This window comes from Phenylobacterium sp. (genome assembly GCF_036821595.1).
In the GTDB taxonomy this organism is placed as follows: domain Bacteria; phylum Pseudomonadota; class Alphaproteobacteria; order Caulobacterales; family Caulobacteraceae; genus Phenylobacterium.
Genome location: NZ_DAISJG010000039.1, coordinates 12,335 through 26,678 on the forward strand (window position 1 = coordinate 12,335; position 14,344 = coordinate 26,678).

21 protein-coding genes are annotated in these 14,344 nt (G+C 71.4%); 11 read left to right on the forward strand and 10 right to left on the reverse strand.

What is annotated here, in order from left to right; all coding sequences use genetic code 11:
- The first annotated feature begins 17 nt into the window (after positions 1 to 17).
- Positions 18 to 998: an aldo/keto reductase gene (locus tag V7Z97_RS14865; RefSeq protein ID WP_334164219.1), complete on the forward strand. Its 981-nt coding sequence runs from the start codon at positions 18 to 20 to the stop codon at positions 996 to 998.
- Between the two features lie 4 nt (positions 999 to 1,002).
- Here V7Z97_RS14865 and V7Z97_RS14870 read toward each other — a convergent pair whose 3' ends face one another.
- From V7Z97_RS14870 to V7Z97_RS14880, 3 genes are all read right to left on the reverse strand, one after another.
- Positions 1,003 to 1,539, reverse strand: coding sequence for a hypothetical protein (locus V7Z97_RS14870; RefSeq protein WP_334164220.1), 537 nt, complete (start codon positions 1,537 to 1,539; stop codon positions 1,003 to 1,005).
- Positions 1,540 to 1,620: 81 nt separating this feature from the next.
- Entirely contained in the window at positions 1,621 to 1,812 is a 192-nt protein-coding gene (locus V7Z97_RS14875; protein WP_334164221.1) for a hypothetical protein, read from the reverse strand.
- Positions 1,809 to 2,069 (reverse strand): hypothetical protein, encoded by a 261-nt coding sequence (locus V7Z97_RS14880; RefSeq protein WP_334164222.1) that lies wholly within the window; start codon positions 2,067 to 2,069, stop codon positions 1,809 to 1,811. The genes V7Z97_RS14875 and V7Z97_RS14880 overlap by 4 nt, the downstream gene beginning before the upstream one ends.
- Before the next feature lie 85 nt (positions 2,070 to 2,154).
- On the opposite strand from V7Z97_RS14880, the gene V7Z97_RS14885 reads away from it, so the two are divergent.
- From V7Z97_RS14885 to V7Z97_RS14905, 5 genes are all read left to right on the forward strand, one after another.
- A complete protein-coding gene (locus tag V7Z97_RS14885; RefSeq protein ID WP_334164223.1) occupies positions 2,155 to 2,799 on the forward strand; it encodes an XRE family transcriptional regulator in 645 nt (214 codons plus the stop codon).
- A gap of 466 nt (positions 2,800 to 3,265) precedes the next feature.
- On the forward strand, positions 3,266 to 3,823 hold the full coding sequence (locus V7Z97_RS14890; protein WP_334164224.1) for an SOS response-associated peptidase: 558 nt from the start codon (positions 3,266 to 3,268) through the stop codon (positions 3,821 to 3,823).
- Positions 3,824 to 3,863: 40 nt separating this feature from the next.
- A complete protein-coding gene (locus V7Z97_RS14895) occupies positions 3,864 to 4,094 on the forward strand; it encodes a hypothetical protein (RefSeq protein WP_334164225.1) in 231 nt (76 codons plus the stop codon).
- Between the two features lie 5 nt (positions 4,095 to 4,099).
- Positions 4,100 to 4,555, forward strand: coding sequence for a DUF4126 family protein (locus V7Z97_RS14900; RefSeq protein WP_334164238.1), 456 nt, complete (start codon positions 4,100 to 4,102; stop codon positions 4,553 to 4,555).
- 59 nt (positions 4,556 to 4,614) lie between these two features.
- Entirely contained in the window at positions 4,615 to 4,860 is a 246-nt protein-coding gene (locus V7Z97_RS14905) for a hypothetical protein (protein ID WP_334164226.1), read from the forward strand.
- On the opposite strand, the gene V7Z97_RS14910 is transcribed toward V7Z97_RS14905, so the two are convergent.
- The 5 genes from V7Z97_RS14910 to V7Z97_RS14930 all read right to left on the reverse strand — a co-directional run bounded on the left by V7Z97_RS14910 (position 4,857) and on the right by V7Z97_RS14930 (position 7,645).
- Positions 4,857 to 5,453 (reverse strand): AAA family ATPase, encoded by a 597-nt coding sequence (locus V7Z97_RS14910; RefSeq protein WP_334164227.1) that lies wholly within the window; start codon positions 5,451 to 5,453, stop codon positions 4,857 to 4,859. The genes V7Z97_RS14905 and V7Z97_RS14910 overlap by 4 nt on opposite strands.
- Before the next feature lie 3 nt (positions 5,454 to 5,456).
- Positions 5,457 to 5,822, reverse strand: a complete 366-nt coding sequence (locus tag V7Z97_RS14915; protein WP_334164228.1) for a TA system antitoxin ParD family protein — start codon at positions 5,820 to 5,822, stop codon at positions 5,457 to 5,459.
- Between the two features lie 71 nt (positions 5,823 to 5,893).
- Positions 5,894 to 6,100: a DUF3126 family protein gene (locus V7Z97_RS14920; protein WP_325461397.1), complete on the reverse strand. Its 207-nt coding sequence runs from the start codon at positions 6,098 to 6,100 to the stop codon at positions 5,894 to 5,896.
- Between the two features lie 68 nt (positions 6,101 to 6,168).
- A complete protein-coding gene (gene cysE / locus V7Z97_RS14925; protein ID WP_334164229.1) occupies positions 6,169 to 6,999 on the reverse strand; it encodes a serine O-acetyltransferase in 831 nt (276 codons plus the stop codon).
- Between the two features lie 31 nt (positions 7,000 to 7,030).
- Positions 7,031 to 7,645, reverse strand: a complete 615-nt coding sequence (locus tag V7Z97_RS14930) for an NUDIX hydrolase (RefSeq protein ID WP_334164230.1) — start codon at positions 7,643 to 7,645, stop codon at positions 7,031 to 7,033.
- A gap of 77 nt (positions 7,646 to 7,722) precedes the next feature.
- On the opposite strand from V7Z97_RS14930, the gene V7Z97_RS14935 reads away from it, so the two are divergent.
- On the forward strand, positions 7,723 to 8,334 hold the full coding sequence (locus tag V7Z97_RS14935) for a nitroreductase family protein (protein ID WP_334164231.1): 612 nt from the start codon (positions 7,723 to 7,725) through the stop codon (positions 8,332 to 8,334).
- 221 nt (positions 8,335 to 8,555) lie between these two features.
- Here the strand turns inward: V7Z97_RS14935 and queF are convergent, their stop codons facing one another.
- A complete protein-coding gene (queF, locus tag V7Z97_RS14940; protein WP_334164232.1) occupies positions 8,556 to 9,011 on the reverse strand; it encodes a preQ(1) synthase in 456 nt (151 codons plus the stop codon).
- Here queF and V7Z97_RS14945 point away from each other — a divergent pair.
- The 4 genes from V7Z97_RS14945 (at position 9,010) to V7Z97_RS14960 (ending at position 13,994) form a co-directional block, all read left to right on the forward strand.
- Entirely contained in the window at positions 9,010 to 9,867 is an 858-nt protein-coding gene (locus V7Z97_RS14945) for an SDR family NAD(P)-dependent oxidoreductase (protein ID WP_334164233.1), read from the forward strand. The genes queF and V7Z97_RS14945 overlap by 2 nt on opposite strands.
- Before the next feature lie 164 nt (positions 9,868 to 10,031).
- A complete protein-coding gene (locus tag V7Z97_RS14950) occupies positions 10,032 to 10,736 on the forward strand; it encodes a TorF family putative porin (RefSeq protein WP_334164234.1) in 705 nt (234 codons plus the stop codon).
- A gap of 206 nt (positions 10,737 to 10,942) precedes the next feature.
- Entirely contained in the window at positions 10,943 to 12,868 is a 1,926-nt protein-coding gene (locus V7Z97_RS14955) for a polysaccharide biosynthesis protein (protein ID WP_334164235.1), read from the forward strand.
- A 28-nt stretch (positions 12,869 to 12,896) separates the two neighbouring features.
- Positions 12,897 to 13,994, forward strand: coding sequence for a glycosyltransferase family 9 protein (locus tag V7Z97_RS14960; RefSeq protein WP_334164236.1), 1,098 nt, complete (start codon positions 12,897 to 12,899; stop codon positions 13,992 to 13,994).
- On the opposite strand, the gene V7Z97_RS14965 is transcribed toward V7Z97_RS14960, so the two are convergent.
- On the reverse strand, positions 13,995 to 14,344 hold a 350-nt coding region (locus tag V7Z97_RS14965), incomplete at its 5' end, for a phosphoenolpyruvate carboxykinase domain-containing protein (protein WP_334164237.1). It abuts the gene before it with no gap.

Consider the following 14,344-nt stretch of genomic DNA (forward strand, 5'->3'; position numbering starts at 1 on the left):
GCTCTGGAGGGGAAGGCATGGACAGCCGGCGCGTCGGTCCGTTCGAGGTTTCGGCCATCGGCCTCGGCTGCATGAGCCTTTCGCACGCCTACGGCACGCCGCCGCCGCGCGAACAGGCCGAACGCGTCCTGCTGGGCGCGCTGGAGGCCGGCTACACCTTCCTCGACACCGCCGCCGTCTACGGCCTCGGTCACAACGAGACCCTGGTGGGCGAGGTGCTGAAGGGCCGCCGCTCGGACTTCGTGCTCGCCTCCAAGTGCGGCCTGACCAACGGCGACAGGCGCGAGATCAATGGCCGCCCCGAGGTGCTGAAGGCCACCTGCGAGGACAGCCTGCGCCGGCTGCAGACCGACGTCATCGACCTCTACTACCTGCATCGCTGGGACAAGCGGGTCCCCATCGAGGAGAGCGTCGGCGCGCTCGCCGACCTTGTGCGCGAGGGCAAGATCCGCACGATCGGCCTCTCGGAAGTGTCGGCCCCGACGCTCCGTCGCGCCCACGCGGTCCATCCGATCGCCGCGCTTCAGACCGAGTACTCGCCCTGGACGCGCAATCCGGAAATCGCGGTCCTCGACGCGTGCCGCGAGCTGGACGTCGCCTTCGTGGCCTTCTCGCCGGTGGCCCGCGGCTTCCTGGCCGGCGGGGTTCGCGACCTCGCGCGGCTCGAGCCAGGGGACTTGCGGCTGAACATGCCCCGCTTCCAGGGCGGGAACTTCGAGAAGAACCTCGCCCTGCTCGACCGCTTCGAGGCTCTGGCCCGCGACGCCGACTGCACGCCGGCGCAGCTCTGCCTCGCCTGGCTGCTCGCCCGCGACGAGATCATCGTGCCCATTCCCGGCACGACCAGCCCCGACCACATGCGCGAGAACGCGGCCGCGGCGGACGTGCGCCTGACGCCGGAGGTCATCGCCAGGGTGGATGCGCTCGTGAACTCCGAGACCGTCGCCGGCCCCCGCTACAGCCCCGCCCTGCAGGCCACGATCGACACCGAGGGCTGAGCCCTTAGGCGGCGGGGCCGGCCGCCAGGATGTCCAGCGCCACCTTCAGCACGGCCTCCAGCCGCGCGGCGTCCCGCTCGCCTCCGGCCGCCTCACGGGGCGTGAGCTCCTTGCCGCAGCAGAGGTCGCAGGCCGCGATCAGGTCGGCGTGCCCGAGCAGCTGGCGGCGGTAGCGGACGAGCATCGTCTCCGCGCGCCGGCGGCCCTCCGCCATCTTCAGCACCATGCCGATCGTCGGCCCCGAGCCGGCGGTCGTGCCCGGCTGCACCTCCAGCGTTGAGCCGAGCGACGGCGCCGCCCCGCAGCGACGGAAGACGTCGCCGTAGCGCTCGCCGGCGGCGACCTGCATCGGCGTCAGACGGCCCTTCCGCGCCAGCCACTCAAGGCCGGTCTGCCGCCGATAGGGCGTCTCCCGCGCCGCCCGCGGACCCGCCTCCTTCGCGAAGGCCGCGCCGCGGGCCCTTGAGAGGGCCACCGTCTCGGCGACCCCTCCGGCGACCGCGCGCGCCTCCGCCCGCGCCTTCTCTCGGCGTTCCAGCATCTGCAGCCGTTCACGCGTCGCTCGCGCCGGATCGAAAACTCGTCCCATTCCGATACTCACCTTGGAAGGTCTGGAGGCCGTTCAGCGGCCGCCGCGCGCCACCACGTCGGCCAGGCGGTAGACCGCCTCGCCGGCTGCGCAGTCGCCCTCGATGACCACGAGGCCAGCGGCGGCGTGCGCCATCAGCTCCCGCAGGAACTGTCCCCGCGCCGCCGGGTCGCGGCGGGCGAGCGCACGCGCCACCACGGCGGCGGCGTCCTCGGGTTTGGTCACCGCCGTCGCTCGGGCAGCACCGGAAAGCCGCCGGCCCTCATCACCTGCTTCACGTGCAGGGCGTGGCGGGCGAAGCGCGGACGCATGGCGTCGCAGCCTCCGCTCCGGCGGGCCTGGAACATCTTCTCCAGCTTGAAGGCGACGCGCCGGCCCAGGCCGAGCTGGACACTGGCGATGGCGGGCGGCGCGCCTCCGTGGCGCAGGGCGGCGTAGGCGGCGCTGGCGAGGGTGGCGGAAGGGTGGGTTGCTGTCGTCATGCGCGAACTGTAGGTTAGCTACAGCGATTGCGCCAAACATTTTTGTAGGTTATCTACAGCGGCAGACGGCCGCAGGATTTATCGGATGGACGATCGCTCCCAGAGGCTCCGGGAAGTCCGCCTCGCCAAGGGCTTCGAGACCGCCGCCGCGGCGGCGGACGCCTTCGGCTGGAACCGCAACACCTACGCCTCCAACGAGAACGGCAACGCCCCCTTCTCCTACCGCCGGGCCAAGGAGTACGCCGCGGCGTTCGGCGTGCGGCCGGAGTGGCTGTACGACGCCGCCGGTCCGATGCGGCCCACCGCCGAGCCCGGTTTCGTGCGGATCGTCGGCCGCGTGGGCGCCAATCCGGAGGGCACGGTCCTCTTCGCCACCGGGCAGGAGCCCACCGACCTCGCGCCTATTCCCCCAGGCGGCACCGACAAAGCGGCCGCCCTCCTCGTCGTCGGTCACTCCATGCGCGGCGTGGCCGACGACGGCGCCCTGATCTATTTCGAGGACCAGCGCACCCCGCCCACGCCGGACATGCTCGGCCATGTGGTGGTGGTCGAGGTCGACACTGACGAGGTTCTGGTCAAGCGGCTGCTGCGCGGCTCCCGGCCCGAGCGCTTCGACCTAGAAAGCGTCGCCGGCCCCACCCGCCACGACGCCCGCATCCGCTGGGCGGCGCACATCACCGCCATCATCCCGCCCTACCAGGCCCGGCGGATCATCCGCGGCGCGGCCTGAAGCCGGGCGTAAGTTCGCTACAGCATTTTCTTTGACCGAGACTGTATGTAAGTTACAGTCTTTGGATGAGCGATCCCGCTGAGCATGAGCATCTCCTGACGGCCCTTCGCCGCGCGGAGGACGCGCGAATCCGGGCCCACGTCCGCGAAGCCGATCGGCATCGCGGCGTCTGCTGGTCGGCCATGGGGCCGGGGCCTTGCCGGCCATCGACGGCCGAAGCGCTCCAGGCGGAAGCCGCGCGCCGGCTCGTGGCGCTCGAGGCCTGGCGCGCGGGTCGGCCGGGGCGGCTGAGCGCCGCCCTCGCCGAAGCGCAGCGAGCGCTGGAGGCGGCCCGCGGCGCGGTCTCCCGCGGCCTGGATCGGGAGGCCGACCGCTGCCGCCGGGCTCTCGACGACCTGGCCGCCGCCGCCCGCCTCGCCCGCGAGATCATGGACGATGGCCCCGCCGCGGCCTTATCTGGCCGCCCATGTGCAACGAATACCGCTTCAAGCAGTCCCTCGACCGCATCGCCCAGGAGTTCAGCCAGCTGAGCATCCCGCTGCACTGGCTCGGCGGCGCGCCCAATCTGGAGCCGCGGGACTCGATCCGTCCCACCGACCCCGGCCCGGTGATCCTCGGCGGTCCGGAAGGCGCGGAACTGAAGCAGTTGCGCTGGGGCTTCCCGCCGAAAGGCAAGGGCGGCCCCGTGATCAACTTCCGCTCAGAAGGTCGCCGCTTCGACCAGGGCCGCTGCCTGATCCCGGCCGACGGCTTCTACGAGTACACCGGCGAGAAGTCGCCGAAGTCCAAGTGGCTGTTCGAGCGCGCCGACGATCTCGAGCTGTTCTGCATCGCCGGCCTCGTCCGCGACGACCGCTTCACCATGCTCACCTGCGAGCCGGGCCCGGACATCGCGCCCTACCACGACCGGCAGATCGTCATCCTGCATCGCCGTCATTGGGCCGCCTGGCTGAACACGGCGGAACCCCAGCCGCCCCTCGGTCCCCTCCCCGCCGGCAGCCTGAAGGTCACCCAGGTGCGTTGAGGCGTCAGGCGCGCTAGCCTCGGCCTCTGGAGGACCTGTCATGCGAACGGCCCTTGCCCTGGCGGTCGCGACCGCGGGCTTCGCCCTCACCGGCTGCGCGCAGAGCTACTACGCGCTCGAGCGCCTGAATCACGACCTCTGCATTCGCCAGCCCACGGGCGACTGCTTCGACAACGGCTATGTCCGGGCGGGCGCCTACATCGCCGATCCTCGTGACTTCCTCGGACCGCCACCCGGCGACGGAGACCTTGGAAACCCCGGCCTACCGTGACCGGCATGCTGATCCTGGCCTTCTTCCTGGGCGTCATCGCCGGACTGCGCACCTTCACCGCCCCAGCCGCCGTCGCCTGGGCCGCCGTCTCCGGCCGGCTCATCCTCGCGGACACCCCGATGGCGGTCCTGGGCAGCCCCGTCGCCGCCTGGATCCTCACCGGCCTCGCCGCCCTCGAGCTGGTCGGGGATAAGCTGCCGAAGACCCCGAGCCGCAAGGCGCCGGGGCCCTTCGTCGCCCGGGTGGTCAGCGGCGCCCTGGTCGGAGCCGCCGTCGGTTGGGCCGCCGGCCAGGTCCTCGCGGGCGCGGTCGCCGGCGCTCTCGGCGCAGGGCTCGGCACGCTCGGCGGCTATGCGGCCAGGATGGGGCTGGCGCGGCGGCTCGGACGGGATCTCCCCGCCGCCCTGCTCGAGGACGTCGTCGCCGTCGTGGGCGCGGCGCTGGTCGTGGCCGTCCTCTGACGCCGGAACGAAGCGGCTCCGCTCCGGTTGACGCCTTGGGAAGACGAGGAGACGTTCAGATGAAGACGCCGCTTATCGGCCTGGCCGCCGCCCTGGCGCTGGCCGCCTGCAGCAACGAGCGCAAGGCCGAGGCCGACACCGGCACCGCGACCGCCACCGTGACCACCGAGGCGCCGCCGAGCCAGGTGCCGGACGCCCAGCTGCAGCAGCAGGCCCAGCAGGCCGCCACCGCCGCCTCGACCCCGGTCGACGGCTCCGGCCCGGTGGAGAGTACGACCGCCGCGCCCGTCACCGCGCCCAACTAGAGGTGCCCGCCATAGAGCGCGGCCGCCCAGGCCGGCAGGTCCGGCGCGGCGTTCACCGCCACGCCGCGGCGGAACTGGATCAGCCGGCGCGGGGGCCGACCGATCGCGCTGTTGTCGAACACCAGCCCAGCGTCGGCCATCAGCACCGCCTCACGGATCAGCGCCGGATTGCGCGCGTAGCGGCCGCGGATTTTGGCCTCCGGCACGGGATGCCCGCCCTGGGCCTCCCGGAAGGCGACGCGGGCGACCGCGTCGTCGGGGCTTTCCAGGTTCAGATGGTAGACCTGCAGGCGATAGCCCAGGTCCTGCGCCGTCTTCACCAGGTCCAGCTTCGAGGGATGCGAGAAGGTGGTCTCCGCGACCAGGCTGCGGCGCGCCGCCGTCAGCTCCTCGCGCCGCGCCTCGGCCAGACGTTGGCCCAGTTGCGCGTCCTCTCTGGTCAGCGCATGCCGACCCAGCGCCGCGAAGGCGAGCCGATCCGGGTTGACGAACTCCGCGTCGGTGACGCGCCCGACGAAGGTCTCGTAGAGCGAGGTCTTCCCCGCCCCGTTCGGCCCCGCCAGCAGATGGAAGATCGGCCGAAGCTCGGCCAAGGGTCAGCCGACCGGGCGCAGCCGCCCGCCTTCGCGCCGCACGAGCCGCCCCTGCCCGTCGCGGCCGACAGCGCCGTCCTTCCGGCCAAGCTCGGCGTAGTGCGCCTCGGTCTGCGCGTCCCAGGGATCGCCCATCCGGCCCATCACGGCGTCCTGCTCAGCCTCGCTGAGATCCTCGAGCCTGAGACGGCCTTCGAGCGCGGCGCGCACCCGGTCGATGCCCACCCCCGGCGCGTTCTCGAAGCGGCGGCCGATGCGGGCCCAGTGCTCGACCTGGGCGCCCAGCGAGCGGTTGAAGGCCTCAGCCTCCCGGCGGGCCTCCTCGAGGAAGTCGGTGGATAGCTTCACAGAGGCGTGGCGGGCGGCCATGACGCAAACTCCTTCGCTAGTGGCAAAATGCCACCAATCGCGCGAAGTTTCAAGATTTCGCGTCGGAAGCCCTACGGCAGGTCCTCGGCCAGGATCGCCATCTCGAACATGTAGGAGCCGTCCTCGTCCTCGTCCTGGAAGACGACGCCGATGAACTCCTCGCCGATATAGACCTCGGCGGAGTCCTTCTGCTTCGGGCGCGGCACGAGGGTGATGCGCGCATTGGCGAAGGTCCCCCGCAGGTGGCCTTCGATCTTGCGGATAGCCTTCTCGTCCACGCCTACGCTCCAGGATCAGGGAAATCGGTTCGGCGCGAACCTAGCGGCTCGGACGCGTCACGGAAACCTCAGATCACGTAGTCGTACACAGCCTCGGTCAGCGTGTGGTCCATGCTGCGCGCCGGCTCCTCGCACGTCGGGCAGTTGACCAGCCTGGCGGGCACCCCGGCGGCCGTGCAGTGCGCCGGCACCGGCTTCAGCACCACCGAGCCCGACGCAACCTTGGCGTAGTCGCCGATCTCGATGTTCCCGAGCACCTTCGCGCCGGCTCCCAGCAAGACGCCCTTGCCGATCTTCGGGTGGCGGTCGCCGCGCTCGGCGCCCGTGCCGCCCAGGGTCACGCCCTGCAGCATGGAGACGTCGTCGCCGATCACCGCCGTCTCGCCGATGACGATGCCGGTGCCGTGGTCGATGAACACACCCTTGCCGATGACGGTCGCCGGATGGATGTCCACCTGGAAGATCTCGCTGGAGCGGCTCTGGAGGTAGAAGGCGAGCGTCTCGCGCCCTTGCTTCCACAGCCAGTGGGCGACCCGCTGGGTCTGCAGCGCCTGGAAGCCCTTGAAGAACAGGAACGGCTGGACGTAGCCCTTGCAGGCCGGGTCGCGCTCGAACACCGCGCGCAGGTCGGCCTCGGCGGTCTCCACCAGGACGGGATCGCTGTCGAAGGCCTCTTCGGCGATGTCGCGGATGCTCATCGCCCTGAGCTCCTGGTCCCCGAGCTTGCGGGCTAGCTGGTACGACAGGGCGTCGCCCAGGTTCTTGTGGTTCAGGATCACCGCGGCCAGCAGGCTGGCCAGGGCCGCCTCGTTCTTCGACGCCGCATAGGCCTCGTTGCGCAGCGCGGCCCATACCGGCGGCGCGGCTGCCGGATCGATGACTTCAAGCCGTTGGCTCATGGCGTCCTCCCGGCCCATTCCGCCGCTCTCCCTACCCTAGCATGGCGCGCGCGAGCGCGCCCGGCAAAGCCCCTTCACGAGCCATATGGTAGGCCCGAAGCAGCATCGCCACCGTCAGGATGTCCTGCAAGTGTCCGGCCAGGGCCGCGTCGAGCGCCTCGCGGAAGGGGACGCGGGCCAGGGTGAGCGCCTCCGTCTCGTCCGCCTGGTGGCCGTCGGCGCTCTCCGACAGCCCCCAGGCGACGAAGCCCACGGCCCGTTCGTCGGTCACGGAGTTGGAGAGCTGGGCCCGCAGGACTTCGCGCCATTCGGCCGCCTGCAGCCCCGTCTCCTCGGCCAGTTCGCGCCTGGCGCTTTCCAGGGGGTCGACCTCAAGCGGCCCGCCGCCTTCCGGGATCTCCCAGCTGTAGTCGGCGAGTGCGAAGCGGTTCTGGCCCACCAGCACCACCGAGCCGTCGTCGTGCAGAGGCACGACGGCCAGCGCCAGGTTCTTGAAGCTCACCACGCCATAGAGCGCCGGCCGTCCCGTGGGCGCGGTGGCGTCGTGCTCAGTGACGCGGATCCAGGGATTGTCGTACACCAGCCGCTCGGCGCCCCTGCCCCACGGCTCGCCGTGCGGCCGCAGCCAGTCAGGTTTTTGCGACATGTTCTCAACTGGCCTTGCGGTTGCGGCGGGGGAACCCATAAACAGACCCTGATCCACCCTCAACCCGTGAGGCGCCCTTGACCGCCCGCCTGCCGCCCGCCCCGGAGTTCGGCGCGCCCCTGCCGCTTCGCGCCGCGCCCGAGGTGCTGGACTTCCTGGCCCTGCGGCGCTCGACCTCCGCCGTCACCCTGGGCGAGCCCGCGCCGCCGCCCGACGCGCTTGAGGAGCTGCTCCGTCTCGCGGCCCGCGCGCCGGACCACGGGAAGCTCTCGCCCTGGCGCTTCATCATCCTGGAGGGCGAGGCCAAGTCCCGCTTCGCCGCGCGCCTGGAAGCCCTCGCTGAGGGCCGCGGCGACGCCACGGCCGCCGCCAAGCTCGCAAAGCTGAGGATCCCGCCCTTGGCGGTGGTGGTGGTCTCCTCCCCGAAGCCCGCCCAGATCCCGGAATGGGAACAGCTGCTCTCGGCCGGGGCGGTCTGCGCGAACCTGCTCAACGCCGTGCTGGCGCTCGGCTACGGGGCCAACTGGATCACCGACTGGTATTCCTACGACGCGGAGGCGGTCGCGATCCTCGGCCTCGGCGAGCGTGAGCGGGTGGCGGCGTTCATGCTGATCGGGACGCCCAGGGAGGCTCCGCTGGAGCGGGAGCGGCCGGATCCCGCGGCGCTCACCACGCGCTGGACCGGCTGAACCGTCAAGCTCCAGACACACAACGGCCGGACGGCGCACCGCACCGTCCGGCCTGAGGTGACACGCCCGAGGAGAGTTGGGCGAGAGTAGGTATAGGCCGCATTGGCCGTTTTGGAAACCCCGGAGGCCCCTCCCCGGCCGCAAGCGGCCCGTTTCGCGCCACAGGAGAACTCATCACGCGGCCTCGCCCCGCGAACCTCGCCCGGGGCGCGAACTGCGCCTCAGCCGCGCCCGCGATAGGGCGCAACGCCCTGGTCCGGCAGCCACAGCCCCTCGGGGGCCGGCCCGCTCTGCCAGAAGACGTCGATGGGGATGCCGCCGCGCGGATACCAGTAGCCGCCGATGCGCAGCCACTGTGGGTCCAATTCGGCGACCAGCCGCCGCCCGATCGCCACCGTGCAGTCCTCATGGAAGGCGCCGTGGTTGCGGAAGGAGGCCAGGTAGAGCTTCAGCGACTTGGACTCCACGAGCCAGTCGCGCGGCGCGTAGTCGATCATCAGGTGGGCGAAGTCGGGCTGGCCGGTCACGGGGCACAGCGAGGTGAACTCCGGCGCCGTGAAGCGCACGAGGTAGGTCGTGTCGGCGTGCGGGTTGGGCACGCGCTCCAGCACCGCCGTCTCGGGACTGTCGAAGCCCCGGACGTCGCGGCCGAGCTGGGTGAGGCGGGTCTCTTCCATGCGCGCGGCTTTAGCGGCTAGAGGTGGCCCAAACAACGGGAACGGGAGACGCGAGATGGCGGGCGGGGATTTCAACGGCTTCGTGGTGGTGGTGACCGGAGCCTCCACCGGCCTTGGGCGAGCCATCGCCGTGGAGGTCGCCCGGCGCGGCGCCCAGGCCGTGATCGTGAACTACGCCCGCAGCGCCGACGAGGCCGAGGAGACGGCCCGACAGGTGGGGGCGCTCGGCGCCAAGGCCGTGCTCGTGCAGGGCGACGTCGCCTCCGACGACGACTGCCGGAAGATCGCTGCGGCCGCCGGGCCGTTCGGGCGGATCGACGCCCTGTTCAACAACGCGGGCACCACCACCTTCGCTGCCCACGGCGACATGGACGCTGTCTCCGCGGACGACTTCCTCCGGCTCTACGCCGTGAACGTCGTGGGCGCCTTCCAGATGGTGCGCGCCTGCCGCAGCCTGCTGGAAGCCGCGCCGCAGCCGGGCGCGGTGGTCAATACAGCCTCGATCGCGGGCGTCACCGGCATCGGTTCCTCGGTGCCCTACGCCGCCTCCAAGGGGGCGCTGACCACCATGACCCTGTCGCTGGCCCGCGCCCTCGCGCCGAAGATCCGCGTCAACGCGGTCTGTCCCGGGTTCATCGACACCCCCTGGTTCGGCAAGGGCCTGCCCGAATCCACGGTCGACCGGATGCGGGCCGGCACGGCCGCCAACACCCCGATGAAGGCCGCCTCCAAGCCCGAGGATATCGCCGAGGCCACCATCTTCCTCGCCGCGCCGGCGTCGCGCCACGTCACGGGCGAGACTCTGCTGGTCGACGCCGGGACCCACCTCGGCTACGCGCCCCTCGTCGCGCGCTGATCTGCCCAAAAACCGGGCGCCTTCGCCCGGTTAAGCTCAATCGGCCGTCAGGGTCCGCTCATCTGGGCGGCGCCCTCCCCTCTCCGTTGAACTCGCCGCGCCGGCCGCAACCATGGCCGCGCACGGCAGCCCACGAAGGCAAGCCGGAGACCAAGGGGATAGACATGAAAGCTCTGAAACTCTCGCTGCTGGGCGCGCTCGGGGCGCTGGCGCTGGGCGGTGCGGCCCAGGCCCAGGAAGCCGAGGGACCGATCTCGCTCAGCTTCAACGTGGGCGCCGCCACCGAGTACGTCTTCCGCGGGATCAGCCAGACGGACGAGGATCCGCAGGTCTTCGGCGGCGTGGACGCCACCATCGGGTCCATCGGCTACGCGGGTGTCTGGGTCTCCAACGTCGAGTTCAACAACGGCACCGACCTCGAGTTCGACATCTACGGCGGCATCAAGCCGACGGTAGGCGCCGTCACCTTCGACCTCGGCCTGATCTACTACGGCTACACCGACTCGCCGTCCGGTCCGGACCAGGCCTACTGGGAAGGCAAGCTCGCGGCGTCGACCGCGGCGGGTCCCGCCACCATCGGCGCGGCCGTCTACTATTCGCCCGAGTTCTTCGGCGAGACCGGCGACGCCACCTACATCGAGGCCAACGCCGCCATGCCGCTCGGCGAGAGCAAGTTCAGCGTTTCCGGCGCGGTCGGCCGCCAGTGGGTGGAGGTCGGCGTCGACTACACGACCTGGAACGCGGGCGTGGGCTTCGCACTGACCGACAACGTCTCCTTCGACCTGCGCTACTGGGACACCGACGAGGAGGACGCCCTGGGCTACCTGGCCGAGGGCCGCGTGGTGCTGGGGGTGAAGGCCGCCTTCTGATCCGCTGAGACACGCGGTTTCGCGACAGGGCCGCCGCGGGCCCCCGCGGCGGCTTTTCCGTTGCACGCCCGGGGGACGTTTCCCTAAGGTCCGGCCCGCCGGCCGGGGGGCGGCAGGCCGCGATTCGGCTCCGTTTGCGACGTTCATTGGCTCGTCGCGCCGGTGAGCCTATGCTGCGGGCGGAGAGTTTGACTGGAGCGCGAGCCATGGAGCGGATGGCCTTCCGGGCGCAGACGATCGTGGTCGACGTGCTGATCGCCGCCGGCGCCTTCGCCCTGGCTTATGTGATCGCCCTGAGCCCCGACCTCGGTCGGGCCGGCCTGCCGTCGCTGGACCTCGTTCAGCTGGTGGTGCTCTACGGCGGTATCGCGGGCCTTCTGTGCTTCCTCTTCCGCCGCGAGCTCTCGCCCTGGCGCTACACCTCGATCCCCGACGCCCTGGTGCTGGCCCGCGTCGCCCTGCTCACCGTCGGCGTCTTCCTGCTCTTCGTCTTCCTGATGGACCGGGCCCGCGGCCTTGCGCGCTCCACCCTGTTCATGGCGCCGCTCTTCCAGATGGTCGGCTCCATGGGCGTGCGCATCCTGCGTCGCGCCCTGCACGAGCAGGTGCTGGAATCCTTCTCGCCGCTGAAGACCATCTCCGACCGCGTGGCTCAGGGGCCCTCGCTGCTGCTGATCGGCCCGACCTCGCTCGCCGACACCTACCTCCGCGACGTCGCCCGCAGCCATGACCGCAGCTACACCCCGGTGGGGATCGTCGGCGTCGAGGCGCGCGACGTCGGCCAGCAGGTGCGCGGCGTCTGCATCATCGACCACCTCGAGAACCTCGACGCCGCGCTCGCCGACCTGCGCCGCTGGAACCGCTATCCGCGCGCGATCCTGTTCCTCGAGGAGCCCGGCCGCCTGAAGGGCCTCACCGCCGACCAGCTCGGCCGCCTCACCAACGACGGAATCCGCCTGCTGCGCCTGCCCTCCATCGTCGAGCTGGCCCACCACGAGGGCCTTACGCCGCTGCCGATGCGCGAGCTCAACATCGAGGAGCTGCTCGCCCGCGAGCCCATCGAGCTCGACCGCCGCGCCATCGGCCAGCTGATCCGCGGCCGCCGCGTGCTGGTCACCGGGGCCGGCGGCTCCATCGGTTCGGAGCTCTGCCGGCAGGTGGCCGCATATGAGTGCGCGCAGCTGACCCTTGTGGACTATTCGGAGCCCTCGCTGTTCCAGATTGACCGCGAGGTGTCCGAAGCCTTCCCGCACCTGCCGCGCAGCACCGTCCTGTGCGACGTCCGCAACGCCCAGCGCCTCACGGCCATCTTCGAGGCGGAACAGCCGGACCTGGTCTTCCACGCCGCGGCCCTGAAGCATGTTCCCCTGGTGGAGCGCCATCCGTCCGAGGGGGTGCTCACCAACCTTATCGGCACCCGCAACGTCGCGGAGGCCGCCAAGGCCTGCGGCGCCGGCCAGATGGTGCTGATCTCCACCGACAAGGCCGTCGACCCCACCAACGTCATGGGGGCTACCAAGCGGCTGGCGGAATCCCTCATTCGGGCCCAGCAGACCAATGTCACCCGCTTCTCGGCCGTGCGCTTCGGCAACGTCCTCGGCTCGGCAGGCTCCGTGGTGCCGATCTTCCGCTCGCAGATCGAACGCGGCGGGCCGGTGAGCATCACCCACCCGGACATGGAGCGCTTCTTCATGACCATCCCGGAGGCGGCGCAGCTCGTGCTGCACGCCACCGCCACCCGGGGCGACGGCGACGGCGACACGCCCGAGGCGCGGCTGTTCGTGCTGGAGATGGGCGAGCCGGTGCGGATCATGGACCTGGCCAAGCAGATGATTGCGCTGTCCGGCCGCAGGGACGTGGAGATCAAGATCACCGGCCTGCGTCCCGGCGAGAAGCTCACCGAGGCCCTGCTCGACGACAACGAACGTTCCGTGAGCTGCGCCCCGAACGTCATGGAGGTGGTCTCCAGCCCTGCGGTGCGGATCACGCCGGACCATGTGGCGCGGCTCGAGGCGCTGGCCACCGCGGGCGAGGACGCCGAGGTCCGCAGCGTCGTCTTCGACCTGGTGGCGCAGGTCCGCGGCGAGAAGCCGGGCGCCGCCCCCACCCTGCGCGTCATCGCGGGCGGCTGAGCCGGCGCGCCTGCGGGATTCATCTGACGTGACCGACACCGTAAGCGCCGTCGAACTGCGGCGGGCCTTCCTGGCGCATCTGGCCGGCGATTTCGCCGCCGCCGAGGCGACCTATCGCGCGGCCCTGGCCCATCCGCCGTTCGCGGGCGCGGCCTACCGCCACCTGACGCACCTGCTGGAAGCCCAGCACCGCTGGGAAGAAGCCCTCGAGGCGGCCCGCCAGGCGCACCAGCGCTGGCCGCAGGCGCCGGAGCTGGCCGTGCACCTGGCGACGTCCCTGCTGGGGCTGGGCCGGTACGAAGAGGCCTGGCCGCTGTTCGAGGCCCGCGCGGCCCTGGCGGCCGGCCGCGTGCGCCCCGACCTGCCGTATCCGGAATGGGATGGCGGCGCGGTGCGCTCCCTCACCGTCTGGGACGAGCAGGGCTTCGGGGACGCGATCCAGTTCGCCCGTTTCATCCCGGATCTCGTGGCCCGCGGCGTCTCCGTCACCCTCGTCGTCCGGCCGGAACTCGCCGCCCTGTTCGCAGGCCTGGGCGCGACGGTGATCCCGGCGCAGGGACAGATGCGCATTCCCGTCGCCGACGCCTGGACCATGCTGGGCTCCCTTCCCGGGCGGCTGGGCGTCACCCTGGAGACGTTGCCCGGTCGAACGGCCTACCTCACGGCGCCGGAAGACCGTCGCGCCGCCCTGGCGGGGAAGCTGCGACCCGGCGCGCGGATCGGCGTCGTCTCGCGGGGCAAGCCCGCCCACGCCAACGACCACAACCGCTCGCTTCCCTACGAGGGCGCGGCCTTCCTCCTGTCTCTTCCGGGAGTGCAGAGCCTGCTGCCCGACGAAAGCCCGTTGCCGCTGAAGGACTTTGCCGACACCGCCGCGGTGATGGCGCACCTCGACCTGGTGATCTCGGTGGACACCGCCTCCGCCCACCTTGCCGCGGCGCTGGGCAAGCCGTGCTGGATCCTGCTGCCGTGGGTCGGCGAGGACTGGCGCTGGCTGCACGACGGCCGCACGGACAGCCCCTGGTACCCGTCGGTGCGGCTCTACCGCCAGCCCGCGCCCGGAGACTGGGCAAGCGCGCTGCGCGCGCTGGCCCAGGACCTCCAGGTCTTCCTCAGGGGACGCTGACTACTCCGCCGGCTCCATGGCCGGCCGGCGCGCAGGCTCCCCCAGGCGCTGCAGGAGCCCCTCGTACTCGGTCCACAGGGCCTTCGGCAGATGATCGCCGAACTTTTCGTAGAACGGCGGAATGAGCGCGGCTTCCTGGCGCCAGATGTCGGCGTCGACGGTGAGCAGCAGGGCGAGCTGGGCGTCGGTGAGGCCGAGCCCCGACACGTCCAGGCTGCCCGGGGCCGGCAGGCGGCCGATCGGCGTGTCCACCGCCTCGGCCCGGCCTTCCAGCCGGTCGACGATCCACTTGAGCACGCGGATGTTCTCGCCGTAGCCCGGCCAGACGAACTTGCCGCGCTCGTCCTTGC